This window comes from Pseudomonas sp. IT-P44 (assembly GCF_949768225.1).
GTDB lineage: Bacteria > Pseudomonadota > Gammaproteobacteria > Pseudomonadales > Pseudomonadaceae > Aquipseudomonas > Aquipseudomonas migulae.
Genome location: NZ_CATKQM010000046.1, coordinates 186,874 through 209,927, shown reverse-complemented (window position 1 = coordinate 209,927; position 23,054 = coordinate 186,874). Strand labels below are relative to the sequence as shown.

The following is a 23,054-nucleotide window of genomic DNA, read 5'->3' as shown; positions in this document are numbered from 1 at the left end:
CCCCGCCTCAGTCTGTGGTCGCCAGCACCGGTACGGGCGCTGGTTTTTTGGGCCGATGAAATAGTCGCTCCAGCCACAAGTATATGACCGGAGTGGTGAACAGCGTCAGCGCCTGGCTCACCAGCAAGCCGCCGACTACCGCGATCCCCAATGGCTGGCGCAGTTCGGCGCCGGTGCCGTAGCCGAGCATCAGCGGCAGCGCGCCGAGCAGGGCGGCGAGGGTGGTCATGATGATCGGCCGGAACCGCGTGATGCAGGCCTGGAAAATCGCCTCTTCCGGCGGCAGGCCACGGTTGCGTTGGGCGTCGAGGGCGAAGTCGATCATCAGGATGCCGTTCTTCTTCACGATGCCGATCAGCAGCACCAGCCCGATCAGCGCCATGATCGAAAAATCCTGGCCGCAAATCCACAGCATGATCACCGCCCCGAGCCCCGCCGATGGCAGCGTCGAGATGATGGTCAACGGGTGGACGAAGCTCTCGTAGAGCACGCCGAGAATGATGTACACCGCCACCAGCGCCGCCAGAATCAGCCACGGCTGGCTGGCCAGCGAACTCTGGAACGCCTGGGCCGCGCCCTGGAAGTTGCCGCTCATGGCGGCCGGCATGCCGATCTCGGCCTTGGCCTGGTTGAGCATGATCACCGCATCGCCAAGCGCCACGCCGGGCGCCAGGTTGAACGACAGGTTGGCGGCCGGGAACATCCCATCATGGGCGATCGACAACGGGCCAACCGTCGGCGCATCGAATTTCGCCAGCGCCGACAGCGGCACCATTTCCCCACTGAGCGGCGAGCGCAGGTAGAAATAATTGAGGCTTTCAGCTTTGCCGCGTTGCCTGGTGTCCAGTTCCAGGATCACGTTGTACTGGTTGATCTGGGTCTGGAATTCGTTGATCTGCCGCTGACCGAACGCATCGTACAGCGCTTCGTCGACATCGCTGGCGGTCAGGCCGAAACGCGCGGCGGCGCTGCGGTCGATGCTGATGTGGGTGATGCTGCCGCCCAGTTGCAGGTCATTGGAAATGTCGCGGAACGCCGGGTTGGCGCGCAGTTTTTCCGTGAGGCGCTGGGTCCAGGTGCTGAGGGTCGCGCCGTCGTTGCTCTTGAGCACGTATTGGTACTGTGCGCGACTCGGGCCGGAGCTGAGGTTGATGTCCTGGCCGGCGCGCAGGTACAGCACGATGCCCGGGACTTTCATCAGTTGCGGACGGATCCGGTCGATGAACTGGCTGGCCGAGACGTCGCGCTCGCTGCGTTTTTTCAGGGAAATCCAGAAGCGGCCGTTGGCGATGGTCTGGTTACTGCCCGACACACCGACGGAGTGGGAAAACGCCGCGACCGCTGGATCTGCCGCGACGATTTCTGCCATCGCCAGGTGTTTTTTCACCATGTCGCCGTAGGAAATATCGGCGGCGGCTTCGGTGGTGCCGAGGACAAAACCGGTGTCCTGCACCGGGAAGAATCCTTTGGGGATAAAAATGTAACCGGCGATGGCCAGGGCCAGGGACATGCCGAACACCCCGATCATCAATTTCTGATGGGCGAGGGCGCGGCGCAGGAGCTTTTCGTAGCCGGCCAGCAAGCGTTCGCCAAAGGTTTTTTTGCTGTGGGCGTGATGCACCGGCGCACGCATGAACAGCGCGGCGAGGGTCGGCGCCAACGTCAGCGACACCACCACTGAAATCATGATCGTAGACGTGGCCGTCAGGGCGAATTCCTTGAACAGCCGCCCGACCACGCCGCCCATGAATAGCAGCGGAATGAACGCCGCCACCAGCGAAAAACTGATCGAGACCACGGTAAAACCAATCTCGCCGGCGCCCTTGATCGCCGCCTCGCGCATGCCGTCGCCGGCCTCCAGGTGTCGGTGAATGTTCTCCACTACGACAATCGCATCGTCGACCACAAACCCCACGGCCACCACGATCGCCACCAGTGTCAGGTTGTTCAGGCTGAAGCCCATGATGTACATCAGGGCAAAACTGGCGACCAGCGACACACCCAGCACAGCCGACACGATCAGCGTCGCCGACCACTGACGCAGGAACAGCGCCATCACCGCCACCACCAGCATGATCGCGATCAGCAGGGTGACTTCCACCTCATGCAACGAGGCGCGGATGGTCTGGGTTCGGTCGACCAGCACTTTGACCTGCACCGACGCCGGCAGCATCGCTTCGAGAGCGGGCAGGGCGGCCTGAATGCGATCCACGGTCTCGACGATGTTGGCCCCCGGTTGCCGTGAAATCACCAGGTTCACCCCGGGTTTGTCACCGGCCCAGGCTTGCACGTAGGCATCTTCCGAACCGTTGACGACTTTGGCGACATCTTTCAGGTGAACCGGTGCACCGTCCTTGTAGGAAACGATGAGTTGGCTGTATTCCTCGGGGTGGAACAACTGATCGTTGGTCGACAGCGTCGAGATGCTCGACTCGCCATACAACGCACCTTTGGCCAGGTTGAGGCTGGTGTTCTGGATCGCCAGACGAATGTCCGCCAGCGTCAGGCCGATGGCGGCCAGTTTGTCTGCCGAGGCTTGAACGCGAATCGCCGGACGTTGCTGGCCGGTGATGTTGATCTGGCCTACACCGTCGATCTGGCTGATCTGACGGGACAGCAGGGTTTCCACCAGATCGCTGAGTTCGGGGCCGGGCATCAGGGTCGAGTTGATGCTGAGAATCAGCACCGGGCTGTCGGCCGGGTTGACCTTGCGCCAGGTCGGAAGGTTCGGCATGTCCTTGGGCAGTTTGCCGGCGGCGGTGTTGATCGCGGCCTGCACTTCCTGCGCGGCGGTGTCGATGCTTTTGTCGAGGGTGAATTGCAGGGTCAGGTTGGTCGAGCCGAGGGCGCTACTCGAGGTCATCTGGGTCACGCCGGGAATGGCGCTGAATTGCACTTCAAGCGGCGTGGCCACCGAGGAAGCCATGGTTTCCGGGCTGGCGCCGGGCAGTTGCGCGGCCACCTGGATGGTCGGGAATTCGGCTTCCGGCAGCGGTGCGATGGGCAACCGTGGGAACGCAATGACGCCGAGCAGTACCAGGGCAAACGTCAGCAGGATCGTCGCTACCGGATGATCGATGCACCACGCGGAAACCGAGCCGTGGCCCTTCATGGCTTCGACTCCGTTTGCACCATTTGCGCGGGGTCAGTCAGCACCTGCACCGTCGAACCGGGCTTGAGGCGCGACTGACCGTCGCTGACCAGCACGTCGCCTGGTTTCACGCCTTTGATGATGTCCTGACCGCTGCCTTGATAGACCATCTGCACCTGGACGGTTTCAACCTTGTCACCCTTGACCCGGTACACAAAGTGTTGATCGAGGCCACGTTGTACGACGGTGGGCGGCACCACCAGCGCATCCTTTTCCAGCGCTGTCTGAATTTTTACCGTTACCAGCAGGCCCGGCCACAGCTTCTGCCCAGGGTTGTTGAATTCGGCCTTGGCGCGGATGGTCCCGGTGTTGGCGTTGATCTGGTTGTCGATCAGGGTCAGGTGGCCTTCGCCCAGCAGGTTGCCGGTTTCGCCATCGGTGTCGGCACCGATGTAGGCCTTCACCTGGGCGTGTTCCGGATCGTTGATCAGGCCTTGCAGGGTCGGCAGCATTTGCTGCGGCAGGGAAAATTCCACGGCAATCGGGTCGATCTGCGTCACCGTGAACAAGCCTTGGGTGTCGGTCATGCGCAGGAAGTTGCCTTCGTCCACCGTACGAATCCCCACGCGACCGCTGACCGGGGAGCGAATCTGTGTGTAGGAAAGCTGCACCTGAGCGGCGTCAATCGACGCCTGATTGCCTTGGGCGGTGGCTTTGAGCTGGTTGACCAGCGCTTGTTGCTGGTCGTAAGTCTGTTTGGACACGCCGTCGTCGACGCTCAGCAGTTTGTAACGCTTGAGGTTGACCAGCGCCACTTGCAGCTGTGCCTGGCTTTCGCCGAGCTGTGCGCGGGCCTGATCCAGGCTGGCGCGGATCGAGCGATCATCGATGGTGGCGAGCAAATCACCCTTGTTCACCAATTGACCTTCCTTGACCAGGATTCTGGTGAGGATGCCGTCGATCTGCGGACGTACCACCACGCTGTGCAGGGACAGCACCGAGCCGATGCCGCTGACGTAACGAGGAACGTCTTTTTCGGCGACGCTGACCACTCGAACCGGGATCGCCGTGGGCGCGGCGAGTCTGGCCGTGGCCGGTTTGGTGGCGTACCACACGCCCAGCGCTGCCAGGACAATCAGGAGGGCGGCGAGCAGGGCGGGTTTTTTCTGAATTCGCATGCGAGTGGGGCGCCGGGGCTGGGAGGACGGAATTTTGTCAGGGTTATACCTTCCTTTATAAACCTGTTCGCCGGTCAGGAAGGTGACTGCTAACTGACGGCGCTGTCAGTTTGGAGTTTGTGTTGTCTGTTCTGGCCTCATCGCCAGCAAGCCGGCTCCTACAATGGGCACGGTGAACCCCTGTAGGAGCCGGCTTGCTGCGGGCGGCGTTCCGACGATGGACGTCAACGATAACGCGGGTTGTCTGAATGAATGCGCCGCTTGGCAGTTTTTCGCGAGCAGGCTCGCTCCTACAGGGATCGTGTGAAGGTATACTGCCGCCTTTCGCGGCTCGCTGACCGGGCCCGACTCTTTTGCATCACCCGGAGCTTTCATGACTTCCCCGACACAACCGCCGGTTGCCGACGCTTTGAGCGACGACCAGGCAGACCTGCCAGACAGCGTCGACTCCAGCGCAGACAGCGAAACCAAAGCCGCGATCCCGGCATTCAAGTTCCCGTTCAAACCGGGTGAACTGGCCGCTGCGAAAACCGCCAGCCAGCCCTGGTACAAGAACGGCGCCAAGAACGGCCACACCAAGACCCCCGGCGCAGCGCCTCCCGGCACCCGTCGTTCGATGGGCAAACGCTGAGTTTTAACGCCCCCCCGCCATTGGCCATCGGCCGCGGTTTTCAATCGCGGTGATGGCTAAGTGCTCATATCCTGAGCCAGATCAACGTTTGTGGAATCAGTGCGCTTAGAGTCAGCAGCCCTGCCGACTCTTTCCATCCAACGAGCGCGCTTTCCATGAAGATCAACCTCCCGGTGACCGGCCGTAATGTCGACGTTGCGGCTGATGCGAATATCCTCTCGACCACTGATCTGACCAGCGCGATCACCTACGCCAACGACGATTTCATCAACATCTGCGGCTACAGCCGTGAGGAGTTGCTGGGCTCGACGCACAACTTGCTGCGCCACCCGGACATGCCGGCGGCGGCTTTCGCGCATATGTGGCAGACCCTTAAAAGCGGCCGCTCATGGATGGGGCTGGTGAAAAATCGCTGCAAGAATGGCGATCACTATTGGGTGAGCGCCTATGCCACGCCGGTGACGCAGAACGGCAAAGCCGTTGAGTATCAGTCGGTCCGGACCAAACCCTCGGTGCGGCAGATCGAAGCTGCGGAAAAAGCCTACGCACAGCTTCGCAGTGGACGTACATCACTGTGGCAGCGGCTACCCGTGCTCAGTCCGGGTCTCAAGGTGACGGCGCTGTTCAGTGCGACATTGGCCTGTGTGGTGGGCATCGAGGCGTGGCTAAACCCTTCGTCAGCCGTTTTCGGCGTACTGGCGTTTGTCGTGGGCAGTGGTTTGGCAGCGGTCGGAACCGGATTAATGTTGCGTCCGCTGAAAGTGTTGACCGAACGCGCCCGGCAGATTGCCGACAACCCGTTGAGCCAGGTTGTTTACACCGGTCGCCGCGATCAGTTCGGCCAGATCGAGTTTGCCTTCCAGATGCTCGAAGCGCAGATCGGCGCGGTGGTGGGGCGCATCGGCGATGCGTCGCAGCGCCTGGCCGGGCACGCGGCGGAACTGGTCGAACACCTGCAAGGCAGTCATAACAGCACGCTGGCCCAGCAGGCGGAAACCGATCAGGTGGCGGCGGCGATTCACCAGATGTCTGCCAGCGTGGCCGAGGTTGCCGGTCATGCGCAGCAAGCATCCCAGGCGGCTGACCTGGCCGGCAACGAAACCCGTGAAGGTCATCAATTGGTGAGTGAAAGTCGCCATGCGGTGCTGCGTCTGGCCGAGGAGCTGGCGCGCGCCACCGAGGTGATTCATCAACTGGAGGGGCACAGCAGCGAGATTACCGGCGTGCTGGATGTGATCCGCAGCATCGCCGAGCAAACCAATCTGCTGGCCCTCAACGCGGCCATCGAAGCGGCGCGTGCCGGGGATGCCGGGCGCGGTTTCGCGGTGGTGGCCGATGAAGTCCGTGGCCTGGCCCAGCGTACCCAGCAATCGACCAACGAAATTCAGCGCATGATCAGCACCCTGCAAAACGGCACGCGGGACGCGGTGGTGGTGATGCAACAAAGCAGTGAACAGGTGGACAACAGCGTCGAACAGGCCCGACGCGCCGCCGATTCGCTGGACGCGATCAGTCGGCGGGTCAATCAGATCACGCAAATGAGCCTGCAAATCGCTTCGGCGGTGGAAGAGCAGAGCAGCGTCAGCGAAGACATCAACCGCAACATCATCAGCATTCGCTCAGCCTGCGAGGTCACGGTCAGTGAAGGGCAGCAAAGCCAGGCGAATTCCACCGATGTGGCAGGGTTGGCGGGAGACTTGCGGTTGTTGGCGCAAGAGTTTTGGCGAGCCCGCCGTTAAGCCGCGCGCAACGAAATGAAGGCATAGTTGAGCGGCGTCTCGGTGGCCACGTGCGCACCCGCCGCCAACACTTGCCCGGCGATGTCGTCACCCGATACGTGGAACTGCCAGTCACTGTCCGATCCTGTCAGCGGCTGTTGTGCCACCTGATCGATGACTGTGGCGAACGCGCTCATGTCCGGCAGATACGCGGTGAATCCATCGCCCTTGAGGGCCGTGATCCGAATCCCCAGTGAGGCGCAAATCGCATCTTTGGTGCGGATATCGTCGCGATCCGCCTGACGGGAACGCTGGATGAGTCCTGCGAGCTCGTGATCGACCAATTCACCGCCAATGATCAGATCCGGGCCTTTTTCCCACGATTCGGGCGGGCATTCCTTGATCGCAGGGTTGAGGGGGATGTGCGGATTGATTTCCATCGGATAGATGCGGCACACCAGCGGCCGGCGTTCGTAGATGCGGCAGAGGTTGTCTTCGTCAAGATTCCGGCAGGGACCGACGTTGTACGCCGCAAACGTGATGGCCACGTAGGCCTCGCAGTCGCCGCTTTGAACCACCACCGAACGGCGCTCGGCATGTTCGCGTTGCTGCACCGGCAGGCCAAGGCCATTACCGAGGAAACCTTCCACCAGCACGATCACCTGACCGCCGTCGGCCGCCCACATCCGGGCTTCGGCCAGGGTCAGGGGGACGTGATGGTCATTGCAGCATTTGCCGCAACCTACGCAGGAAAACGTTGTATTCATTGAAAGATCAGTCGCTTGTCAGGGCCCGAAATGGCGACAGAATGCCACCGCAGAAGTCAGCGACGAAGCAAGTTATGCGCCATTTACCGGGATTTGGCGGGTAGGCGGATGGAGTCCCATTCGGTCACGTAGGCGGTTTTGCTTTTTTTGTTGTAGAGGCACAGCTCGGTGCCTTGCTGGCCTTTCATGTGTTTTTGCGGGTAGCGGCCTTGCAGGAGCACGGCGGTGTAGTCGACACGGTCATCGAACTGTGCGGCTTTGCCGACGGGGGAAGCGTCCGTCAGGCCGCTGGCCTTGATGCAACTGGCGAGCGTGGCTTTGTCGAAAGCGGCCCAGGCGTCTGGGCTGGAGGCGTGGGTTTGGGTGGCGAGGGCGGTGAGGCAGAGGAAGGTGAGGGTGGTGGCTTTCATGGGGCAGGCATCCTTGGGCATGGGTGGGCCGAGTATGCCTGATGGGATGAGGTTGAATGTGTCGGCCCTTTCGCGGGCAAGCCTCGCTCCTACAGGTACGGTGATCACAATGTAGGAGCGAGGCTTGCCCGCGAAGGCGGTGTATCAGGCCGGAACCGGCTCCCGGCGGACCACAGTCATCCCGGCACTTTCATACAACCGCTGCGCCCGAAGGTTGTCTTCCAATACCTTCAAATCCACAAAACCTTCGCGACGCTGCTGAAACACATTGAATGCATTCAACAACAACGCCCGGCCCAAACCCCGACCCTGGGCTCGCGGGTGCACGACCAGATTCTTGATGTAGGCGCTGGTCCAGCACTGGCATACAGCCACGATACCGTCGGCATCCTGCGCAATGAAGCACAGGGAGGGATCGTATTCAGGGTCAGTCTCAAACCGCTGTTGCCAGATATCCAATGCCGGCACGCGACCGCCACCGTCCAGGTAACCCAGTTCCATCAAACGATGAACGTCTTCTGCCAGTTCTGGACGATATTCGTGCAGGACAATGCCCTGAGGCCAGGTGATTGCGGGCACAACCTCCGCCAGGTTGCGCCGCATCAGAAAACAAAAAGCCTCGGCCAACTCAGTGACCTTGTTCGGCGACCGCCTTGGCCGCTTCGATCAGGCACTTGGTCAGGTCCGGCGAAGAGAACTTGGTCAGCACCGCGTTGGCGCCGGCCAGACGCGCTTTTTCGCTGTTCATCGCGCTGTCGAGCGAGGTGTGCAGCAGCACATACAGGTGCGCAAAATCCGGGGTTTCGCGCAGGGTGCGGGTGAAGGCGTAGCCGTCCATCTCTGACATTTCGATGTCTGAAACAATCAGGTTGATCTGCTGGGCGGTGCCTTGCAGGTCCAGCAGGCAATCGATGGCTTCCTTGGCACTGCGCGCGGTATGGCATTGCAGGCCGAGGTTGCGCAGGGTGTGCACCGATTGCTGCAGGGCCACCTGGCTGTCATCGACCACCAGAATGCGCGCGTTGCCGAGCACTTCCGCGTCTTCCATGCTCAGTTCGGTCGGGGCCGTTTCGATCTGCGCCGGGGCGATGCCGTGGATGACCTTTTCGATGTCCAGCACCTGCACCAGCGTGCCGTCGACCGAGGTCACGCCAGTGATGTACGAGCGCACACCGCCGGAGCCGAAGGGCGGCGGACGGATGTCGGTGGTCAGGCAGTGGACGATCTTGCTCACCGCCTGAACGTGCAGGCCCTGCTTGGAGCGGCTGACGTCGGTGACGATCAGGCAGCCGCCATTCGGGTCTTCCAGCGGCCGCTCGCCGATCGCACGGCTCAGGTCGATCACCGACAACGACGCGCCGCGCAGGGTGGCGATGCCTTTGACGTGAGGGTGCGACTCCGGCAGCTTGGTCAGCGGCGGGCAGGGAATGATTTCACTGACCTTGAGCAGGTTGATCGCCATCAACTTGCCGCTGCGCAAGGTAAACAGCAGAAGCGAAAGTGAATCTGCGCGGGCTTTGGTGGAGGACATAAAAACCTTCTGTGGAAAAAGGTGATGGGCGAATGGAAGTCGCCAAAAGCTATCGATGCCGGGTTATCGACTTGATGGGGGCAGGCTTTAGGCTAAATGCCGATGTACGGCGAAATGCTGTCCCGACCTGTAGGAGCCGGCTTGCTGGCGATAGCATCACCGCGGTCCGTCAGACAAACCGTGGTGATGCCATCGCCAGCAAGCCGGCTCCTACAAAAGCGTTCATTTCATGCCCAGTCTTTTGGCCATTCTTCCGAGATTTGCCCGATCCAAGCCCAGCTCACGCGCCGCGCTCGCCCAGTTATTGTGGTGCCGATCCAGGCAAGCACTGATCAATTGCCGCTGATAACTTTCAGTCGCCTCGCGCAAATCCCCTGACACCAACGTCACTGGCGTCGCGGTCGGCGACTCGGGCGTTACCTCAACGCTGCCACTGGGCAAATCCAGATCCGCCGCACTCAAGCTGAGAATCTTCGGCCGTTCCCTGCAGTTACCCAGCGCTTTCAACGCGCTGCGCCCAATCAAGTGCTCCAGCTCTCGCACGTTACCTGGCCAGTCATACGCGAGCAGCGACGCCTGGGCATCGCTGTTCAGGCGCAGGCTGTTGAGGCCCATGCGCGAACGGTTCTGCTCCAGGAAGAAACCGCTGAGCAGCAGCACATCCCGCCCGCGATCCCGCAGGGCCGGCACCAATAGCGGGTAAACGCTCAAACGGTGGTAGAAGTCGGCACGATAACGGCCACTGCGCACTTCCTCAGCCAGGTCGCGATTGGTCGCGGCGATGAGTCGCACATCGACTTGATGTTCCTTGTCCGAACCCAGTCGCTGCAATTGACCGCTTTGCAGCACGCGCAGCAATTTGGCCTGCACCGTCAGCGACAGTTCGCCGACTTCATCGAGAAACAGCGTGCCGCCATTGGCCAGTTCGAATTTGCCGCGACGGTCGCTGGTTGCCCCGGTGAAGGCGCCGCGCACATGGCCGAACAGTTCGCTTTCCACCAGCGTATCCGGCAGCGCGGCGCAGTTGAGGCTGATGATCGGCTTGTCGGCCCGGGGCGAGGCGGCGTGAATCGCCTGGGCCACCAGTTCCTTGCCGACCCCGGTTTCGCCGGTGATCAACACGGTCAGGTCACTGCCGCCGACCAGGCTGATCTCTTCGACCAAGCGTTTGTGGGCCTTGCTCTGACCGATCATTTCGCGGTTCTGCTGGCCGCTGGCCTGTCGGTACACCTCGGCGCGTTGATGCTCGTCTTCAACACGATTGGCCAGCCGTTCGATGCGCTCGGCGGCATTGACCGTGGCGGCGGCAAGGCTGGCGAAGGCTTGCAGGGCGTCCAGTTCGATCGGTTCCAAGCGTTCCGGGTCGAGGGCGTCGAGGGTCAGCAAACCCCACGGACGTTCGTCGATAAACAGCGGGCAACCCATGCAGTCATGGACTTCAAGGTGATCGTCGAGGCCATCGACCAGTCCGTCATAAGGATCGGGCATGTCGCTGTCGGCGGCGAAACGGGTCGGGCCGGGGCTGCTGAGAAGGGCTTCGAAGCGAGGGTGTTCGCTGACCTTGAAGCGTCGGCCGAGGGTGTCGGTGCTCAACCCGTCGACGGCCAGCGGCACCAGCCACTCGCCATCGAGGCGCAACAGCGCGGCGGCGTCGCAGGGAAGCAAGGCGCGCATGGCTTCGAGCAGGCGCCGATAGCGCTCGCCCTCGGGGAGTTCGCGGGACAGGTCCGAGACCAGGGGAAGCAGTGTGGTGAGCAAGGATTTTGCAGTCATAGTGACTCCGTGTAGTCGGTATGACTATAAGGCAGGGGGTGTCGTTATGACTAGAATGTTTTTAACTTGTTGATTTATAACGATTAAATAACTGGCACGGAAACTGATAAGCATAGGGCAGTCAATTAGAAAACCAAGTCGTTCAGGAGTCACCTTATGCTTAGCGTTCAAGACCGTGCAATCGTCAAATCCACTGTACCGTTGCTGGAAAGCGGCGGCGAAGCATTGATCACGCATTTTTACCGCATGATGCTCTCCGAATACCCGGAAGTCCGCCCGCTATTCAACCAGGCGCACCAGGCCACCGGTGATCAACCCCGCGCCCTGGCCAACGGCGTGTTGATGTATGCGCGCCACATCGATCAGCTCGACCAATTGGGCGACCTGGTGGCCAAAATCATCAACAAGCACGTGGCGCTGCAAATCCTCCCGGAACACTACCCGATTGTCGGCACCTGCCTGTTGCGTGCGATTTCCGAAGTGTTGGGTGACGAGATTGCCACGCCGGAAGTGATGAGTGCCTGGGGCGCGGCGTACGGTCAACTGGCCGAGATCCTGATCGGCGCTGAAACCAGCATCTACGACCAGAAAGAACAGGCCCCGGGCGGCTGGCGCGGTGCGCGGGAGTTCATCGTTGCGGCCAAGGTCGAGGAAAGCGCGGAAATCATTTCGTTCTACTTCGAGCCGGCGGACAAAGGTCCGATCCTCGCGGCTGAACCCGGCCAGTACATCGGCATGAAACTGATCCTCGATGGCGAAGAGATTCGTCGTAACTATTCGCTGTCAGCCCTGGCGAACAAAGGCCAGTACCGTATCAGCGTCAAGCGTGAACACGGTGGCCGTGCCTCGAACCATTTGCATGATCAACTGCACGTAGGCGCCAGCATTCAGCTGTTCCCGCCATCGGGCGAATTCACCCTGAGCGACAGCGATAAACCGTTGGTGCTGATCAGCGGCGGCGTTGGTATTACCCCGACCCTGGCGATGCTGGAAGCGGCACTGGAAACCAAGCGGCCGGTGCATTTTATCCACTGCGCACGCAATGGCAGTGTTCACGCGTTCCGTGACTGGATTGATGGATTGGCTGAGCGTCACCCGCAACTCAAGCGTTTCTACTGCTACGACGAAGATGACGGCGTGAGCCCAGCGGCGCACAAGGTCGGGTTGTTGAGTCAGGAACAACTGGGTGAGTGGTTGCCACAACAGCGTGATCTGGATGCGTACTTCCTGGGGCCTAAAGGCTTCATGGCGGCGGTGAAGCGTCACCTGAAAGCCTTGGGTGTGCCGGAGAAGCAAAGCCGCTACGAGTTCTTCGGCCCGGCTTCGGCGTTGGAATAAACACAAAACCCGTAGGAGCAAGGCTTGCCTGCGAAGGCGTCCTCAAGATCGCTTTCGCCAGCAAGCCGGCTCCTACAGATTTGGGGACGCATCAGAGTTGTGTGACTGGCGCAGAACCTTGTAGGAGCCGGCTTGCCGGCGATGGCGTCTTTGAAATCGCATCGCCAGCAAGCCGGCTCCTACGGATTCGGGGCGCATCAACATCGTGTGACTTACGCGGAACCTGTAGGAGCCGGCTTGCTGGCGATGGCGATCTTGAGGACGCCTTCGCCGGCAAGCCGTGCTCCTAAAGGGCGTGTGTCGCTGGCAATCCGGGGTGTTTCAGCCTTTCAATTCTTTCAGGTGTTTGTACACCGTCGCCCGTCCCATGTTCAGCACGTTGGCCACATAGTTCGAGGCGCTTTTGCCTTTGAAGGCGCCTTCGGCGTGCAGGGCCAGTACCAGTTCGCGTTTGTGGTCGCGGGTCAGCAGGTTCAGGCTCAGTTGACGTTCGCGCAGCCAGCCGTGAAGGAAGGTATTGATGCGCTCCTGCCAATCATCGCGGAACAGTGAGTCCGGTTGCGGAATCAGCTTGCTCGGCGACAGGAACAGGTCCAGCGCGGCCTTGGCGTTTTCGAACAGCGAAATATTCAGGTTGATGCACAGCACCGCCAGCGGATGACCGTCGCTGTCGCGCAGCACGCTGCTCAAGCTGCGAATTTTCTGACCATCCCAGTTCAACTTTTCGTACGGCCCGATGTTTCGTTCGCTGATGTCATCGCTGAGCATGTCTTCCAGCGCCGAGTCGTCACCCACTTCCCGTTTCGACAGGTTGTTGGCGATGTAGTCGACTTTCTGTGTGCGCAGATCGTGCAGCACCACCTCGGCGTGGGGGAAGAACAACGTGGCGATTGCATCGGCGATCGCGCGGAAGTTGTCCAGGGCCGGGTCTTTTACAGGTGCGTTCATACAATGGAGCTCCAGGCAGCGTCAGCGCCCTGCAAAAAGGGCGCTGGAAGTTTGCCGTAATCGTGTCGACACGTCACCTGAGGACGCCGGTCAGCCCAGGCGAGCAGGGGACAGCATCCCGGCGTCCAGGCCAAAACGCTTGAGTTGCTCGGGCAGTGCTTCGCCGCGTACCAGCGCGGCGCTGGCCTGGCCCATGGCGGGCGAGGTCTGGATGCCGTAACCGCCTTGCGCCGCAACCCAGAACAGCCCCGGCACCTGCAGATCGAACCCGGACAGCAAATCGCCGTCGGCGACGAAGCTGCGCAGACCGGCCCAGGTGCGGGTCGGACGGCGGATGGTCAGGGTGGTGGCTTCTTCGATCTGGTAGATGCCCATGGCGATGTCCAGTTCTTCGGGCTGCACGTCGTGTGGTTCAACCGGGTCGGCGTTGGCCGGCGAGCCAAGGAACATGCCGGCGTCCGGCTTCATGTAGAACGACTCGTCGAGGCTGACCAGCATCGGCCAATGGTGGATGTCCGCGCCTTCCGGCCCGGCGAAGATGAATGCTGCACGGCGCTTCGGTTGCAGGCCCAGCGGCTTCGCGCCGGCCAGTTCGCCGATCTTGTCGGCCCAGGCGCCGGCAGCGTTGATGATGACCGGGGCGCTGAAGGTCTGGCCGTTGGTTTGAACCTGCCACACACCTTCGCCGTCGCGGGTCAGGCTCAGGACTTCAGTGTCGGTATGCACTTCACTTTTATTGCGTCGGATGCCACGCAGGTAACCCTGGTGCAAGGCGTCGGTGTCGATGTCGCTGGCGGTCGGATCGTAGATCGCGCCGTAGACTTTTTCCCGGCGCAGGATCGGCAAACGCGCGCAGGCCTCGTCGGCGCTGAGCAGTTGCATCTCTGGCACCGTGGCTTTGGCGCTCAGGTATTGGTTGTTGAGCTCGGCCGGGTCGCCGGTGAAGTCCACGGTCATTTCGCCGCGCGGAGTCAGCAGCGGGTGTTCGCAGAAACCGGCAGGCGGGGCGTCGAAGAAGTCGCGGCTGGCCTGGGTCAGTGCTCGGACCTGCGGTGTGCCGTAAGCGGCGGTGAATAGCGCCGCCGAGCGTCCGGTGGAGTGGTAGGCCGGATGGGATTCGCGTTCGAGCACGATCACTCGGGCGTGCTGCGACAGCCAGAAACCGGTGGAAGCGCCGGCGATCCCGCCGCCGATGATGATGAAGTCTGCCTGGCTCATGAATGTCTCCTGTCGAGCGCAAATGCCAATAGTGTCGGTGCCCCCTGTAGGAGCGAGGCTTGCCCGCGAAGGCGGTGTGTCATTCTCAATATATGTTTAATGACACACTGCCTTCGCGGGCAAGCCTCGCTCCTACAGGGGGGGTGTCAGGGTTTCAGGCGGTAGATGGCATTGGCCAGTGCGATGTCTTCCAGGCCCAGGCCGATGGAGCGGAAGAACACGTGACGGTCATAGCCGGGGCGCTGGACTTTTTCGCTGATCAAGCCCGGCAGGTCGCCGACGATGGCGCTTGCGTCCCAGCCGTGCTGTTCGCCGGCAATCAGCATTTCACCCGCCGAGCCCGGCGTGGTCAGACGATAGTCGCAGAACACCTGCATGTCATTGAGGCTCTGCGGCGGCACTTCATGGGCGCGTGGGGCATTGGTGCTGATGGAAGTGATCAATGCCGGTTTGGTCAGGCTGGAAGGGTCGATCACCGGGCCGGCAGACGAAGTGCACAGCATGATCACGTCGGCGTCCTGAACGGCCGCTTCGCGCGTGTCGACAAGGGTCAGCCGTGGGTCGAGGCTTTTGATCTGCGCCACGGCTTCAGGGCTGAGGTCGCTCAGGTTCGGCGAGAAAAGGTGGATGCTTTCCCAGTCGCGCAGGTCTTTGACGTAATGCAGGTGCGCCAGCGCAACCTTGCCACTGCCGATGATCGCCAGGCGCTGCGCATTCAGCGGGGCGAGGGCATCGACCGCCACCGCGGTTGTCGCGGCGGTGCGCGCGGTGGTCAGTTCGCCGGCGTCGCACAACAGCAGCGGCTCGCCGGTCTGCATCGACATCAGCAAAGTCCATGCGGTCACCAATGGGCCTTGTTCGCGGACGATGTAAGGCGAGGTCTTGACCCCGTACACCCCGTCTTCGGCCAGCACGCCCAAGTAATTGATGAAATCGCCGGCGCCCTTGGGAAACTCCACCAGTTGTTGCGCCGGCTGCACCGCTTGCCCGGCCGCCAGATCGCGGAACAGCTTGCGCAGGATCTGCGGAACGTCGACCTGTGCCAGCAGTTCGCGGGCCTGGGGTTGGGTGATCACATAGGGCGTGCTGGACATGGTCGGCTCCGGGAATGGCAAGTAAACTATTTTGTCCATTATGGACTTTTAGTTCTGTCGGGCAAGCTCCTGTTGAAAAAAAACGACGAACGAAAAAAAAAGCGCAGTCCGTTGCCGGCTGCGCTTCTTTTATTGCGACCCGCTGTTACGGACGCTTGCGCTCAACCGCCCGCAATAGATGCGTCGGAGGGGTTTCGCAGCTGATTTTGCGACCCAGCAGCGCCTCGATGGACGGTAGCTGGTAGGAGTCGTCTTCACCGGCAAAACTGATCGACACGCCATCGGCGCCGGCACGGCCGGTACGACCGATACGGTGCACGTAGTCGTCCGGGACTTCCGGCAAGGTGAAGTTGATCACGTGGCTGATGCCGTCGATGTGAATGCCGCGCCCGGCCACGTCGGTGGCTACCAACACGCGGATCTTGCCTTCGCGGAAACCTTCCAGGGTCTTGATGCGCTTGTGCTGCGGCACGTCGCCAGACAATTGCGCGGCGTTGACGCCGTCACGCACCAGGCGTTCTTCGATGCGCCGCACTTCATCCTTGCGGTTGGCGAAGACCATCACCCGCTCCCAGCCGTTGTCGTTGACCAGGTTGTAGAGCAGTTTGTATTTGTCGGCACCGGCCACCGCGTAGATGTGCTGCTCGACGTTTTCGCTGGCCACGTTCTGCGCTTCGATCTCGACGATCGACGGGTCGGTGGTCCATTGCTTGGCGAGGTTCATCACGTCATCGGTGAAGGTCGCGGAGAACAGCAACGTCTGGCGCTCGTTCTTCGGCGGCGTCTGGCGAATGATCTGACGCACTTGCGGGATGAAGCCCATGTCGAGCATGCGGTCGGCTTCGTCCAGGACCATCACTTCGACCATGTCCAGGTGCACGTCGCCGCGCTGGTTGAAGTCGAGCAGGCGGCCCGGGGTGGCGACGAGGATGTCGCAATGACGCGCTTCGAGGTGCTTGAGCTGCTTGTCGAAGTCCATGCCGCCGACAAACGTCATGACGTTGAGGCCGGTGTACTTGGTCAGGTCGGCGGCGTCCTTGGCGATCTGCACCACCAGTTCACGGGTCGGCGCGATGATCAGCGCCCGTGGCTCACCCATGTAGCGCTCTTTCGGCGGCGGGGTTTGCAGCAACTGGGTGATGATCGAAATCAGGAACGCCGCGGTTTTGCCGGTGCCGGTCTGGGCGCGACCGATGGCGTCTTTGCCCGCGAGGGTGAAGCCCAGCACCTGAGCCTGGATCGGCGTGCAATACGGAAAGCCGAGGTCCTGGATGGCGTGCATCAGTTCCGGGGCAAGTTTGAAATCGTGGAATCGGGTTTTGCCTTCCTGGGGTTCGACGACGAAGTCTTCGAGTTTCCAGGGGATGACCGGCGCTTTTGGCTTGGGTTCACGACGCGGTTTGGCGGGCTTCGGCGCTTCGCTGCGTGGTTGCTCGGCAGCCGCCGCTTCAACAGGCTGGACGGCCGGTGTCGCCACAGGCTCTTGTTTCGGTGCCGCTACGGGGGCGGTCCGGCCAGGCTGATTACCGTCGGTGCGGTGGCTGGGGCTGTGAGACGGAGCGCTGGAGACTGGCGCGAGCTGCTCAGTCTCGCTTTTACCGAACATTTTCTTGAGTGCTTTGAGCACGGTCATCTCATCAATTGGTTAAGGAATATACGGCGGCCAGTGTAATGCAAGAATCGGGCGCGGCGTAGGGGGATGGATCAATGGGCTGTTTTTCAGCTGAGCCGTTAACGCAAGCGCTCGCCGAGCCAGGTGCCGATGTCGCGAATCTCCTCGGGTAACACTTCGTGACCCATTGGGTATTCCTGCCATGTCACGGTGACACCATGCTGCTTTAAATACTCGTAGGCGGTCCGTCCCATCGAGTTTTGCACCACGTCATCGTACTGACCGTGCAACGACAACACCGGAATCCGCTGTTGGCTGGCCGAAAGCTCCAGTCCTTCGCTGAAGGTCGGTGCATAAGTAGAGAGGGCAAGTACGCCACCCAGCGGCCCCTGCCATTTCAGGAACGCAGTGTGGAACACCACGGCGCCGCCTTGGGAAAAACCTGCCAGGAAAATTCGCGAAGCGTCTATTCCGCCGGTTCGCTGTACTTCGATCAATTTGATGATCCGGTCCGACGACGCTTCCAGCTGTTCGCGGTTGATCGCGCGTGCAGGGCTCATGGCCAATATGTCGTACCAGCTCGGCATCTCGTAGCCACCATTGATGGTGACGGCGCAGGTCGGTGCCTGAGGGAGAACGAAGCGAGTGCTCAGCAGGGTTTCCTGTAACGCTTCGGCCACCGGCAGGAAGTCGTAACGGTCGGCGCCCAGCCCGTGCAGCCAGATAACGCAGGCGTCTGCGGGCTTGACGGGTTCAAGAATCAAGGGCTCGGTCATGGCTGCTCCAATTGTGTGCGTGCGCTCTCATTGAGTGCGAGAGATGAGTGCGCGTCTGGTTGATCCGTTAAGAAGATGTCGCAAGGCTACAAGTTTTGCTATTGACCTGTCCCTTAAACGCTTTGGCGAGCGGTCTGGTACGGGCTTTGCTATAGGAAGCCTGTACGAAAAATCCCACGCCTGTCGGTAACACTATCAGGCCATTGTTCGTGGTGGGATAGCAAAAAATCCGGTGATGGATGTTCGCCAGTGGCCGCTACGGGCTTCGCGAACGTGAAAGGGCTACAGCCCGTTCGGCCGATTGGTGAGAAGTGAGTGGTCCATGATTTGGATTTTCTCCTACTAGACTCATAGCGCAGGTCCTACGTCGGTTGACCCCAAAAAAAACCAACACGGGTCGACTACGCCTCATAAGGGTGCGACTGGACTCAAGCTCCGACACAACAAGAGCAAAACTGGAGGTTTGAATGAAGATGTTGAAATCCACCCTGGCTATCGTGTCTGCAGCCGCAGTACTCGGTGTCAGCGGGTTCGCTCAGGCGGGTGCAACCCTGGATGCAGTGCAGAAGAAAGGTTTCGTACAGTGCGGCGTCAGCGATGGCCTGCCTGGTTTCTCGGTTCCGGACGCCAATGGCAAGATCGTCGGTATCGATGCTGACTACTGCCGCGCTGTGGCCGCTGCCGTCTTCGGCGACGCGACCAAGGTCAAGTTCAGTCAGTTGAACGCCAAAGAGCGCTTCACCGCGCTGCAGTCTGGCGAAATCGACATCCTGTCGCGCAACACCACCATGACCAGCTCCCGTGATTCGGGCATGGGTCTGAAATTCCCTGGTTTCATCACTTACTACGACGGCATCGGTTTCCTGGTAAACAGCAAGACTCTGGGCGTGAAAAGCGCCAAAGAGCTCGACGGCGCCACCATCTGCATTCAAGCCGGTACCACCACCGAGCTGAACGTTTCCGACTACTTCCGCGGCAACGGTCTGAAATACACCCCAATCACTTTCGACACCTCCGATGAAAGCGCCAAGTCGCTGGAATCCGGTCGTTGCGACGTGCTGACCTCCGACAAATCCCAGCTCTACGCACAACGCAGCAAGCTGGCGACCCCGAACGACTACACCGTTCTGCCGGAAACCATCTCCAAGGAGCCTCTGGGCCCGGTCGTACGTAATGGCGACGACGAGTGGCTGGCCATCGTGCGCTGGACTGGCTACGCCATGCTCAACGCTGAAGAAGCCGGCATCACTTCGAAAAACGTCGAAGCTGAAGCCAAAGGCACCAAGAACCCGGACGTCGCTCGTCTGCTGGGTACCGACGGTGAATACGGCAAAGACCTGAAAGTGAAGAAAGACTGGGTCGTGCAGATCGTCAAGCAAGTCGGTAACTACGGTGAAGTGTTCGAGAAAAACCTCGGCAAGGACACTCCGCTGGCCATCGACCGCGGGCTGAACGCTCTGTGGAACAACGGCGGCATTCAATACGCACCACCAGTGCGCTGATGGTTCTATCACCCGGTGGGCCAACCACCGGGTGATGTTCTGTTCCATTACATCCGGGGCACTTCATGCAAAATTCAATCGGCGCACCAAAGCAGAGGCTCAGCCTCAGCGATCCCAAAGTGCGTGCGTGGCTATTTCAGATCATCACCATTGTGGCGGTGGTCTCGATGGGCTGGTACCTGTTCGACAACACGCAGACCAACCTTCAACACCGGGGCATTACCTCCGGTTTCGACTTTCTGGAGCGCAGTGCCGGTTTCGGCATCGCTCAACACTTGATCGACTACACCGAATCGGACAGTTATGCCCGGGTGTTTGTCATCGGCCTGCTCAACACGCTGCTGGTGACCTTCATCGGCGTGATCCTGGCGACAATCCTCGGGTTCATCGTCGGCGTGTCACGGCTGTCGAAGAACTGGATCATCAGCAAGCTGGCGACTGTTTATGTGGAAGTCTTCCGCAACATTCCGCCGCTGCTGCAAATCCTGTTCTGGTACTTCGCGGTGTTCCTGACCATGCCGGGGCCACGCAACAGCCATAACTTCGGCGACACCTTCTTCGTCAGCAGCCGCGGCCTGAACATGCCGGCCGCGTTGATGGCGGACGGTTTCTGGCCGTTTGTGATCAGCATCGTCGTGGCCATTGTCGCGATCGTGCTGATGAGCCGCTGGGCCACCAAACGCTTCGAAGCGACCGGTGTGCCGTTCCACAAGTTCTGGGTTGGCCTGGCGCTGTTCTTTGCGATCCCGGCGCTGTGCGCGTTGATCTTCGGTGCACCCGTGCACTGGGAAATGCCCAAGCTGCAAGGCTTCAACTTTGTCGGTGGCTGGGTGCTGATCCCGGAACTGCTGGCGTTGACCCTGGCCCTGACCGTGTACACCGCGGCGTTCATCGCCGAGATCGTGCGTTCGGGCATCAAGTCGGTCAGCCACGGCCAGACCGAAGCGGCGCACTCGCTGGGTCTGCGTAACGGTCCGACCCTGCGCAAAGTGATCATCCCGCAAGCCCTGCGCGTGATCATTCCGCCGCTGACCAGCCAATACCTGAACCTGGCGAAAAACTCTTCGCTGGCGGCCGGTATCGGTTATCCGGAGATGGTCTCGTTGTTTGCCGGTACGGTGCTGAACCAGACCGGGCAGGCGATCGAAGTAATTGCCATCACCATGAGCGTGTACCTGGCGATCAGTATCAGCATTTCCCTGCTGATGAACTGGTACAACAAGCGCATTGCGCTGATCGAGCGGTAAGGAAAAGCGCATGAGTACTCATACTTTCAAGCCTGACATGCCTCCACCGAGCAGCAGCATCGGTGTGGTCGCATGGATGCGCGCAAACATGTTCTCCAGCTGGCTCAACACCCTGCTGACCCTGTTTGCGTTCTATCTGATTTACCTGATTGTCCCGCCGATCCTGGAATGGGCAATCATCGACGCCAACTGGGTCGGCACCACCCGCGCCGACTGCACCAAGGAAGGCGCCTGCTGGGTGTTCATTCAGCAGCGTTTTGGCCAGTTCATGTACGGCTACTACCCGATGGACCTGCGCTGGCGCGTGGACCTGACCGTGTGGCTGGCGGTGATCGGCGTGGCGCCATTGTTCATCTCGCGCTTTCACCGTAAAGCCGTGTATGGCCTGAGCTTCCTGGTGCTGTATCCGATCATTGCCTGGTGCCTGTTGCATGGTGGCGTTTTCGGTCTGACCCAAGTGGCGACCAGCCAATGGGGCGGCCTGATGCTGACCCTGGTGATCGCCACTGTCGGTATTGCCGGTGCGTTGCCGCTGGGCATTGTGCTGGCGCTGGGCCGTCGTTCGAACATGCCGGCGATTCGTGTGGTCTGCGTGACCTTCATCGAATTCTGGCGCGGCGTGCCGTTGATCACGGTGCTGTTCATGTCCTCGGTGATGCTGCCGCTGTTCCTGCCTGAAGGCATGAACTTCGACAAACTGCTGCGGGCGCTGATCGGCGTGATCCTGTTCCAGTCGGCCTATGTGGCTGAAGTGGTGCGCGGCGGTCTGCAAGCGATTCCAAAAGGTCAGTACGAAGCGGCTGCGGCGATGGGCCTCGGTTACTGGCGCAGCATGGGCCTGGTGATTCTGCCGCAAGCCCTGAAGCTGGTAATCCCTGGCATCGTCAACACCTTCATTGCGCTGTTCAAGGACACGAGCCTGGTGATCATCATCGGCCTGTTCGACTTGCTCAACAGCGTCAAACAAGCCGCCGCCGACCCGAAATGGTTGGGCATGGCCACTGAAGGCTATGTGTTCGCGGCCCTGGTGTTCTGGATTTTCTGTTTTGGTATGTCGCGCTATTCCATGCATCTGGAACGCAAGCTCGACACTGGCCACAAGCGTTAGGAGTTCTGTAATGAGCGAAGCAATCAAAAAGCCTGTGAGCCCTGAAGGCATTATTCAGATGCAGGGCGTGAACAAGTGGTACGGCCAGTTCCACGTATTGAAAGACATCAACCTGAACGTTAAACAGGGCGAGCGTATCGTCCTGTGCGGCCCGTCGGGTTCCGGTAAGTCGACGACCATTCGCTGCCTCAACCGCCTGGAAGAACACCAGCAGGGTCGCATCGTGGTCGATGGCGTGGAGCTGACCAACGACCTCAAGCAGATCGAAGCGATCCGTCGTGAAGTCGGCATGGTGTTCCAGCACTTCAACCTGTTCCCGCACCTGACCATCCTGCAGAACTGCACCCTGGCGCCGATGTGGGTGCGCAAGATGCCCAAGCGCCAGGCCGAAGAAATCGCCATGCATTACCTGGAGCGCGTACGCATTCCGGAGCAGGCGCATAAATTCCCGGGGCAACTGTCCGGCGGTCAGCAACAACGTGTGGCGATTGCCCGTGCCTTGTGCATGAAACCGAAAATCATGCTGTTCGACGAACCGACCTCGGCCCTTGACCCGGAAATGGTGAAAGAGGTGCTGGACACCATGATCGGTCTGGCCGAAGACGGCATGACCATGCTCTGCGTGACCCACGAAATGGGCTTCGCCCGCACCGTGGCCAACCGCGTGATCTTCATGGACAAGGGCGAAATCGTTGAACAGGCCGCGCCGAACGACTTCTTCGACAATCCGCAGAACGAACGCACCAAACTGTTCCTGAGCCAGATCCTGCATTGATCGAAGCCAGGCAGTGAAAAAACCCGGACACTGTTCCGGGTTTTTTTTGCCCGAAAAAACACACCACGATCCCTGTAGGAGCCGGCTTGCTGGCGATGGCGGTGGGTCAGGCGACTTCCATGTTGGATGTCAGACCGAATCGCCAGCAAGCCGGCTCCTACAGGGTTTGCGCAATGCACGAGATGGCGAGCCGGGCGCGGAATTGTAGGAGCTGGCTTGCCGGCGATAGTGGTGGGTCAGGCGACATCCATGTGGGATGTCAGATCGAATCGCCAGCAAGCCGGCTCCTACAGGGTTTGTGTCGCATGCGAAATGGCGAGCCGGGCGCGGAATTGTA

General features: G+C 60.5%; 19 protein-coding genes and 1 pseudogene. 8 read left to right on the top strand and 12 right to left on the bottom strand.

The features are described 5' to 3' along the window. Window positions 1-7: 7 nt before the first annotated feature. Both ACM6IO_RS22425 and ACM6IO_RS22420 read right to left on the bottom strand, forming a co-directional pair. Window positions 8-3,112: a multidrug efflux RND transporter permease subunit gene (locus ACM6IO_RS22425; protein WP_008037306.1), complete on the bottom strand. Its 3,105-nt coding sequence runs from the start codon at window positions 3,110-3,112 to the stop codon at window positions 8-10. Beyond that, complete coding sequence (locus ACM6IO_RS22420; protein WP_280162174.1) at window positions 3,109-4,269, bottom strand: efflux RND transporter periplasmic adaptor subunit; 1,161 nt, start codon at window positions 4,267-4,269, stop codon at window positions 3,109-3,111. Before ACM6IO_RS22420 ends, ACM6IO_RS22425 begins: the two co-directional genes overlap by 4 nt. Window positions 4,270-4,642: 373 nt before the next feature. Between ACM6IO_RS22420 and ACM6IO_RS22415 the strand changes: the two genes are divergently transcribed. From ACM6IO_RS22415 to ACM6IO_RS22405, 3 genes and pseudogenes are all read left to right on the top strand, one after another. Next, window positions 4,643-4,900 carry a hypothetical protein gene (locus ACM6IO_RS22415; RefSeq protein ID WP_008026610.1) on the top strand — a complete coding sequence of 86 codons (258 nt, stop codon included), beginning with the start codon at window positions 4,643-4,645 and terminating at the stop codon, window positions 4,898-4,900. A gap of 155 nt (window positions 4,901-5,055) precedes the next feature. Beyond that, window positions 5,056-5,337: pseudogene (locus tag ACM6IO_RS22410) on the top strand (PAS domain-containing protein); the annotation flags it as partial. 258 nt (window positions 5,338-5,595) lie between these two features. Next, entirely contained in the window at window positions 5,596-6,639 is a 1,044-nt protein-coding gene (locus ACM6IO_RS22405) for a methyl-accepting chemotaxis protein (protein WP_414912264.1), read from the top strand. Here the strand turns inward: ACM6IO_RS22405 and ACM6IO_RS22400 are convergent. The 5 genes from ACM6IO_RS22400 to norR all read right to left on the bottom strand — a co-directional run bounded on the left by ACM6IO_RS22400 (window position 6,636) and on the right by norR (window position 11,099). Continuing rightward, window positions 6,636-7,385, bottom strand: a complete 750-nt coding sequence (locus ACM6IO_RS22400; protein WP_414912255.1) for a YkgJ family cysteine cluster protein — start codon at window positions 7,383-7,385, stop codon at window positions 6,636-6,638. The two genes, ACM6IO_RS22405 and ACM6IO_RS22400, sit on opposite strands and share 4 nt — an antisense overlap. An 83-nt stretch (window positions 7,386-7,468) precedes the next feature. Next, complete coding sequence (locus ACM6IO_RS22395) at window positions 7,469-7,795, bottom strand: hypothetical protein (RefSeq protein ID WP_192228974.1); 327 nt, start codon at window positions 7,793-7,795, stop codon at window positions 7,469-7,471. A 144-nt stretch (window positions 7,796-7,939) separates the two neighbouring features. After that, entirely contained in the window at window positions 7,940-8,398 is a 459-nt protein-coding gene (locus ACM6IO_RS22390) for a GNAT family N-acetyltransferase (protein WP_414912254.1), read from the bottom strand. A gap of 25 nt (window positions 8,399-8,423) precedes the next feature. After that, window positions 8,424-9,326: a chemotaxis protein CheV gene (locus ACM6IO_RS22385; protein ID WP_008026621.1), complete on the bottom strand. Its 903-nt coding sequence runs from the start codon at window positions 9,324-9,326 to the stop codon at window positions 8,424-8,426. Between the two features lie 222 nt (window positions 9,327-9,548). Continuing rightward, window positions 9,549-11,099, bottom strand: coding sequence for a nitric oxide reductase transcriptional regulator NorR (gene norR / locus ACM6IO_RS22380; RefSeq protein WP_207286064.1), 1,551 nt, complete (start codon window positions 11,097-11,099; stop codon window positions 9,549-9,551). A gap of 156 nt (window positions 11,100-11,255) precedes the next feature. On the opposite strand from norR, the gene hmpA reads away from it, so the two are divergent. Beyond that, a complete protein-coding gene (gene hmpA, locus ACM6IO_RS22375; protein ID WP_223481129.1) occupies window positions 11,256-12,437 on the top strand; it encodes an NO-inducible flavohemoprotein in 1,182 nt (393 codons plus the stop codon). A 321-nt stretch (window positions 12,438-12,758) separates the two neighbouring features. Here hmpA and ACM6IO_RS22370 read toward each other — a convergent pair whose 3' ends face one another. The 5 genes from ACM6IO_RS22370 to ACM6IO_RS22350 form a co-directional block, all read right to left on the bottom strand. Continuing rightward, window positions 12,759-13,385 (bottom strand): transcriptional regulator, encoded by a 627-nt coding sequence (locus tag ACM6IO_RS22370; RefSeq protein ID WP_008026625.1) that lies wholly within the window; start codon window positions 13,383-13,385, stop codon window positions 12,759-12,761. 90 nt (window positions 13,386-13,475) lie between these two features. Next, window positions 13,476-14,603 carry an NAD(P)/FAD-dependent oxidoreductase gene (locus tag ACM6IO_RS22365; RefSeq protein ID WP_414912253.1) on the bottom strand — a complete coding sequence of 376 codons (1,128 nt, stop codon included), beginning with the start codon at window positions 14,601-14,603 and terminating at the stop codon, window positions 13,476-13,478. 146 nt (window positions 14,604-14,749) lie between these two features. Further along, on the bottom strand, window positions 14,750-15,697 hold the full coding sequence (locus ACM6IO_RS22360) for an ornithine cyclodeaminase family protein (protein ID WP_414912252.1): 948 nt from the start codon (window positions 15,695-15,697) through the stop codon (window positions 14,750-14,752). 145 nt (window positions 15,698-15,842) lie between these two features. Next, window positions 15,843-17,330 carry an ATP-dependent RNA helicase RhlB gene (gene rhlB / locus ACM6IO_RS22355; RefSeq protein ID WP_008026628.1) on the bottom strand — a complete coding sequence of 496 codons (1,488 nt, stop codon included), beginning with the start codon at window positions 17,328-17,330 and terminating at the stop codon, window positions 15,843-15,845. A 98-nt stretch (window positions 17,331-17,428) separates the two neighbouring features. Then, window positions 17,429-18,085, bottom strand: a complete 657-nt coding sequence (locus ACM6IO_RS22350; protein ID WP_414912251.1) for an alpha/beta hydrolase — start codon at window positions 18,083-18,085, stop codon at window positions 17,429-17,431. Window positions 18,086-18,552: 467 nt separating this feature from the next. On the opposite strand from ACM6IO_RS22350, the gene ACM6IO_RS22345 reads away from it, so the two are divergent. The 4 genes from ACM6IO_RS22345 (at window position 18,553) to ACM6IO_RS22330 (ending at window position 22,717) form a co-directional block, all read left to right on the top strand. Beyond that, complete coding sequence (locus ACM6IO_RS22345; RefSeq protein ID WP_008026630.1) at window positions 18,553-19,587, top strand: amino acid ABC transporter substrate-binding protein; 1,035 nt, start codon at window positions 18,553-18,555, stop codon at window positions 19,585-19,587. Window positions 19,588-19,652: 65 nt separating this feature from the next. Next, window positions 19,653-20,834 (top strand): amino acid ABC transporter permease, encoded by a 1,182-nt coding sequence (locus ACM6IO_RS22340; RefSeq protein WP_008026631.1) that lies wholly within the window; start codon window positions 19,653-19,655, stop codon window positions 20,832-20,834. A gap of 10 nt (window positions 20,835-20,844) precedes the next feature. After that, complete coding sequence (locus ACM6IO_RS22335) at window positions 20,845-21,942, top strand: amino acid ABC transporter permease (protein ID WP_008037316.1); 1,098 nt, start codon at window positions 20,845-20,847, stop codon at window positions 21,940-21,942. Between the two features lie 10 nt (window positions 21,943-21,952). After that, window positions 21,953-22,717 carry an amino acid ABC transporter ATP-binding protein gene (locus ACM6IO_RS22330; RefSeq protein ID WP_090188113.1) on the top strand — a complete coding sequence of 255 codons (765 nt, stop codon included), beginning with the start codon at window positions 21,953-21,955 and terminating at the stop codon, window positions 22,715-22,717. Window positions 22,718-23,054 lie beyond the last annotated feature (337 nt).

What these genes read in the sequence shown, in the direction of transcription:
- ACM6IO_RS22390 (WP_414912254.1), bottom strand. Translation starts at nt 8,398, where the DNA reads ATGCGGCGCAACCTGGCGGAGGTTGTGCCCGCAATCACCTGGCCTCAG.
- ACM6IO_RS22385 (WP_008026621.1), bottom strand. Translation starts at nt 9,326, where the DNA reads ATGTCCTCCACCAAAGCCCGCGCAGATTCACTTTCGCTTCTGCTGTTT.
- ACM6IO_RS22425 (WP_008037306.1), bottom strand. Translation starts at nt 3,112, where the DNA reads ATGAAGGGCCACGGCTCGGTTTCCGCGTGGTGCATCGATCATCCGGTA.
- rhlB (WP_008026628.1), bottom strand. Translation starts at nt 17,330, where the DNA reads ATGACCGTGCTCAAAGCACTCAAGAAAATGTTCGGTAAAAGCGAGACT.
- hmpA (WP_223481129.1), top strand. Translation starts at nt 11,256, where the DNA reads ATGCTTAGCGTTCAAGACCGTGCAATCGTCAAATCCACTGTACCGTTG.
- ACM6IO_RS22350 (WP_414912251.1), bottom strand. Translation starts at nt 18,085, where the DNA reads ATGACCGAGCCCTTGATTCTTGAACCCGTCAAGCCCGCAGACGCCTGC.
- ACM6IO_RS22370 (WP_008026625.1), bottom strand. Translation starts at nt 13,385, where the DNA reads ATGAACGCACCTGTAAAAGACCCGGCCCTGGACAACTTCCGCGCGATC.
- ACM6IO_RS22330 (WP_090188113.1), top strand. Translation starts at nt 21,953, where the DNA reads ATGAGCGAAGCAATCAAAAAGCCTGTGAGCCCTGAAGGCATTATTCAG.
- ACM6IO_RS22420 (WP_280162174.1), bottom strand. Translation starts at nt 4,269, where the DNA reads ATGCGAATTCAGAAAAAACCCGCCCTGCTCGCCGCCCTCCTGATTGTC.
- ACM6IO_RS22335 (WP_008037316.1), top strand. Translation starts at nt 20,845, where the DNA reads ATGAGTACTCATACTTTCAAGCCTGACATGCCTCCACCGAGCAGCAGC.
- ACM6IO_RS22345 (WP_008026630.1), top strand. Translation starts at nt 18,553, where the DNA reads ATGAAGATGTTGAAATCCACCCTGGCTATCGTGTCTGCAGCCGCAGTA.
- ACM6IO_RS22400 (WP_414912255.1), bottom strand. Translation starts at nt 7,385, where the DNA reads ATGAATACAACGTTTTCCTGCGTAGGTTGCGGCAAATGCTGCAATGAC.
- ACM6IO_RS22395 (WP_192228974.1), bottom strand. Translation starts at nt 7,795, where the DNA reads ATGAAAGCCACCACCCTCACCTTCCTCTGCCTCACCGCCCTCGCCACC.
- ACM6IO_RS22415 (WP_008026610.1), top strand. Translation starts at nt 4,643, where the DNA reads ATGACTTCCCCGACACAACCGCCGGTTGCCGACGCTTTGAGCGACGAC.
- ACM6IO_RS22340 (WP_008026631.1), top strand. Translation starts at nt 19,653, where the DNA reads ATGCAAAATTCAATCGGCGCACCAAAGCAGAGGCTCAGCCTCAGCGAT.
- ACM6IO_RS22365 (WP_414912253.1), bottom strand. Translation starts at nt 14,603, where the DNA reads ATGAGCCAGGCAGACTTCATCATCATCGGCGGCGGGATCGCCGGCGCT.
- norR (WP_207286064.1), bottom strand. Translation starts at nt 11,099, where the DNA reads ATGACTGCAAAATCCTTGCTCACCACACTGCTTCCCCTGGTCTCGGAC.
- ACM6IO_RS22360 (WP_414912252.1), bottom strand. Translation starts at nt 15,697, where the DNA reads ATGTCCAGCACGCCCTATGTGATCACCCAACCCCAGGCCCGCGAACTG.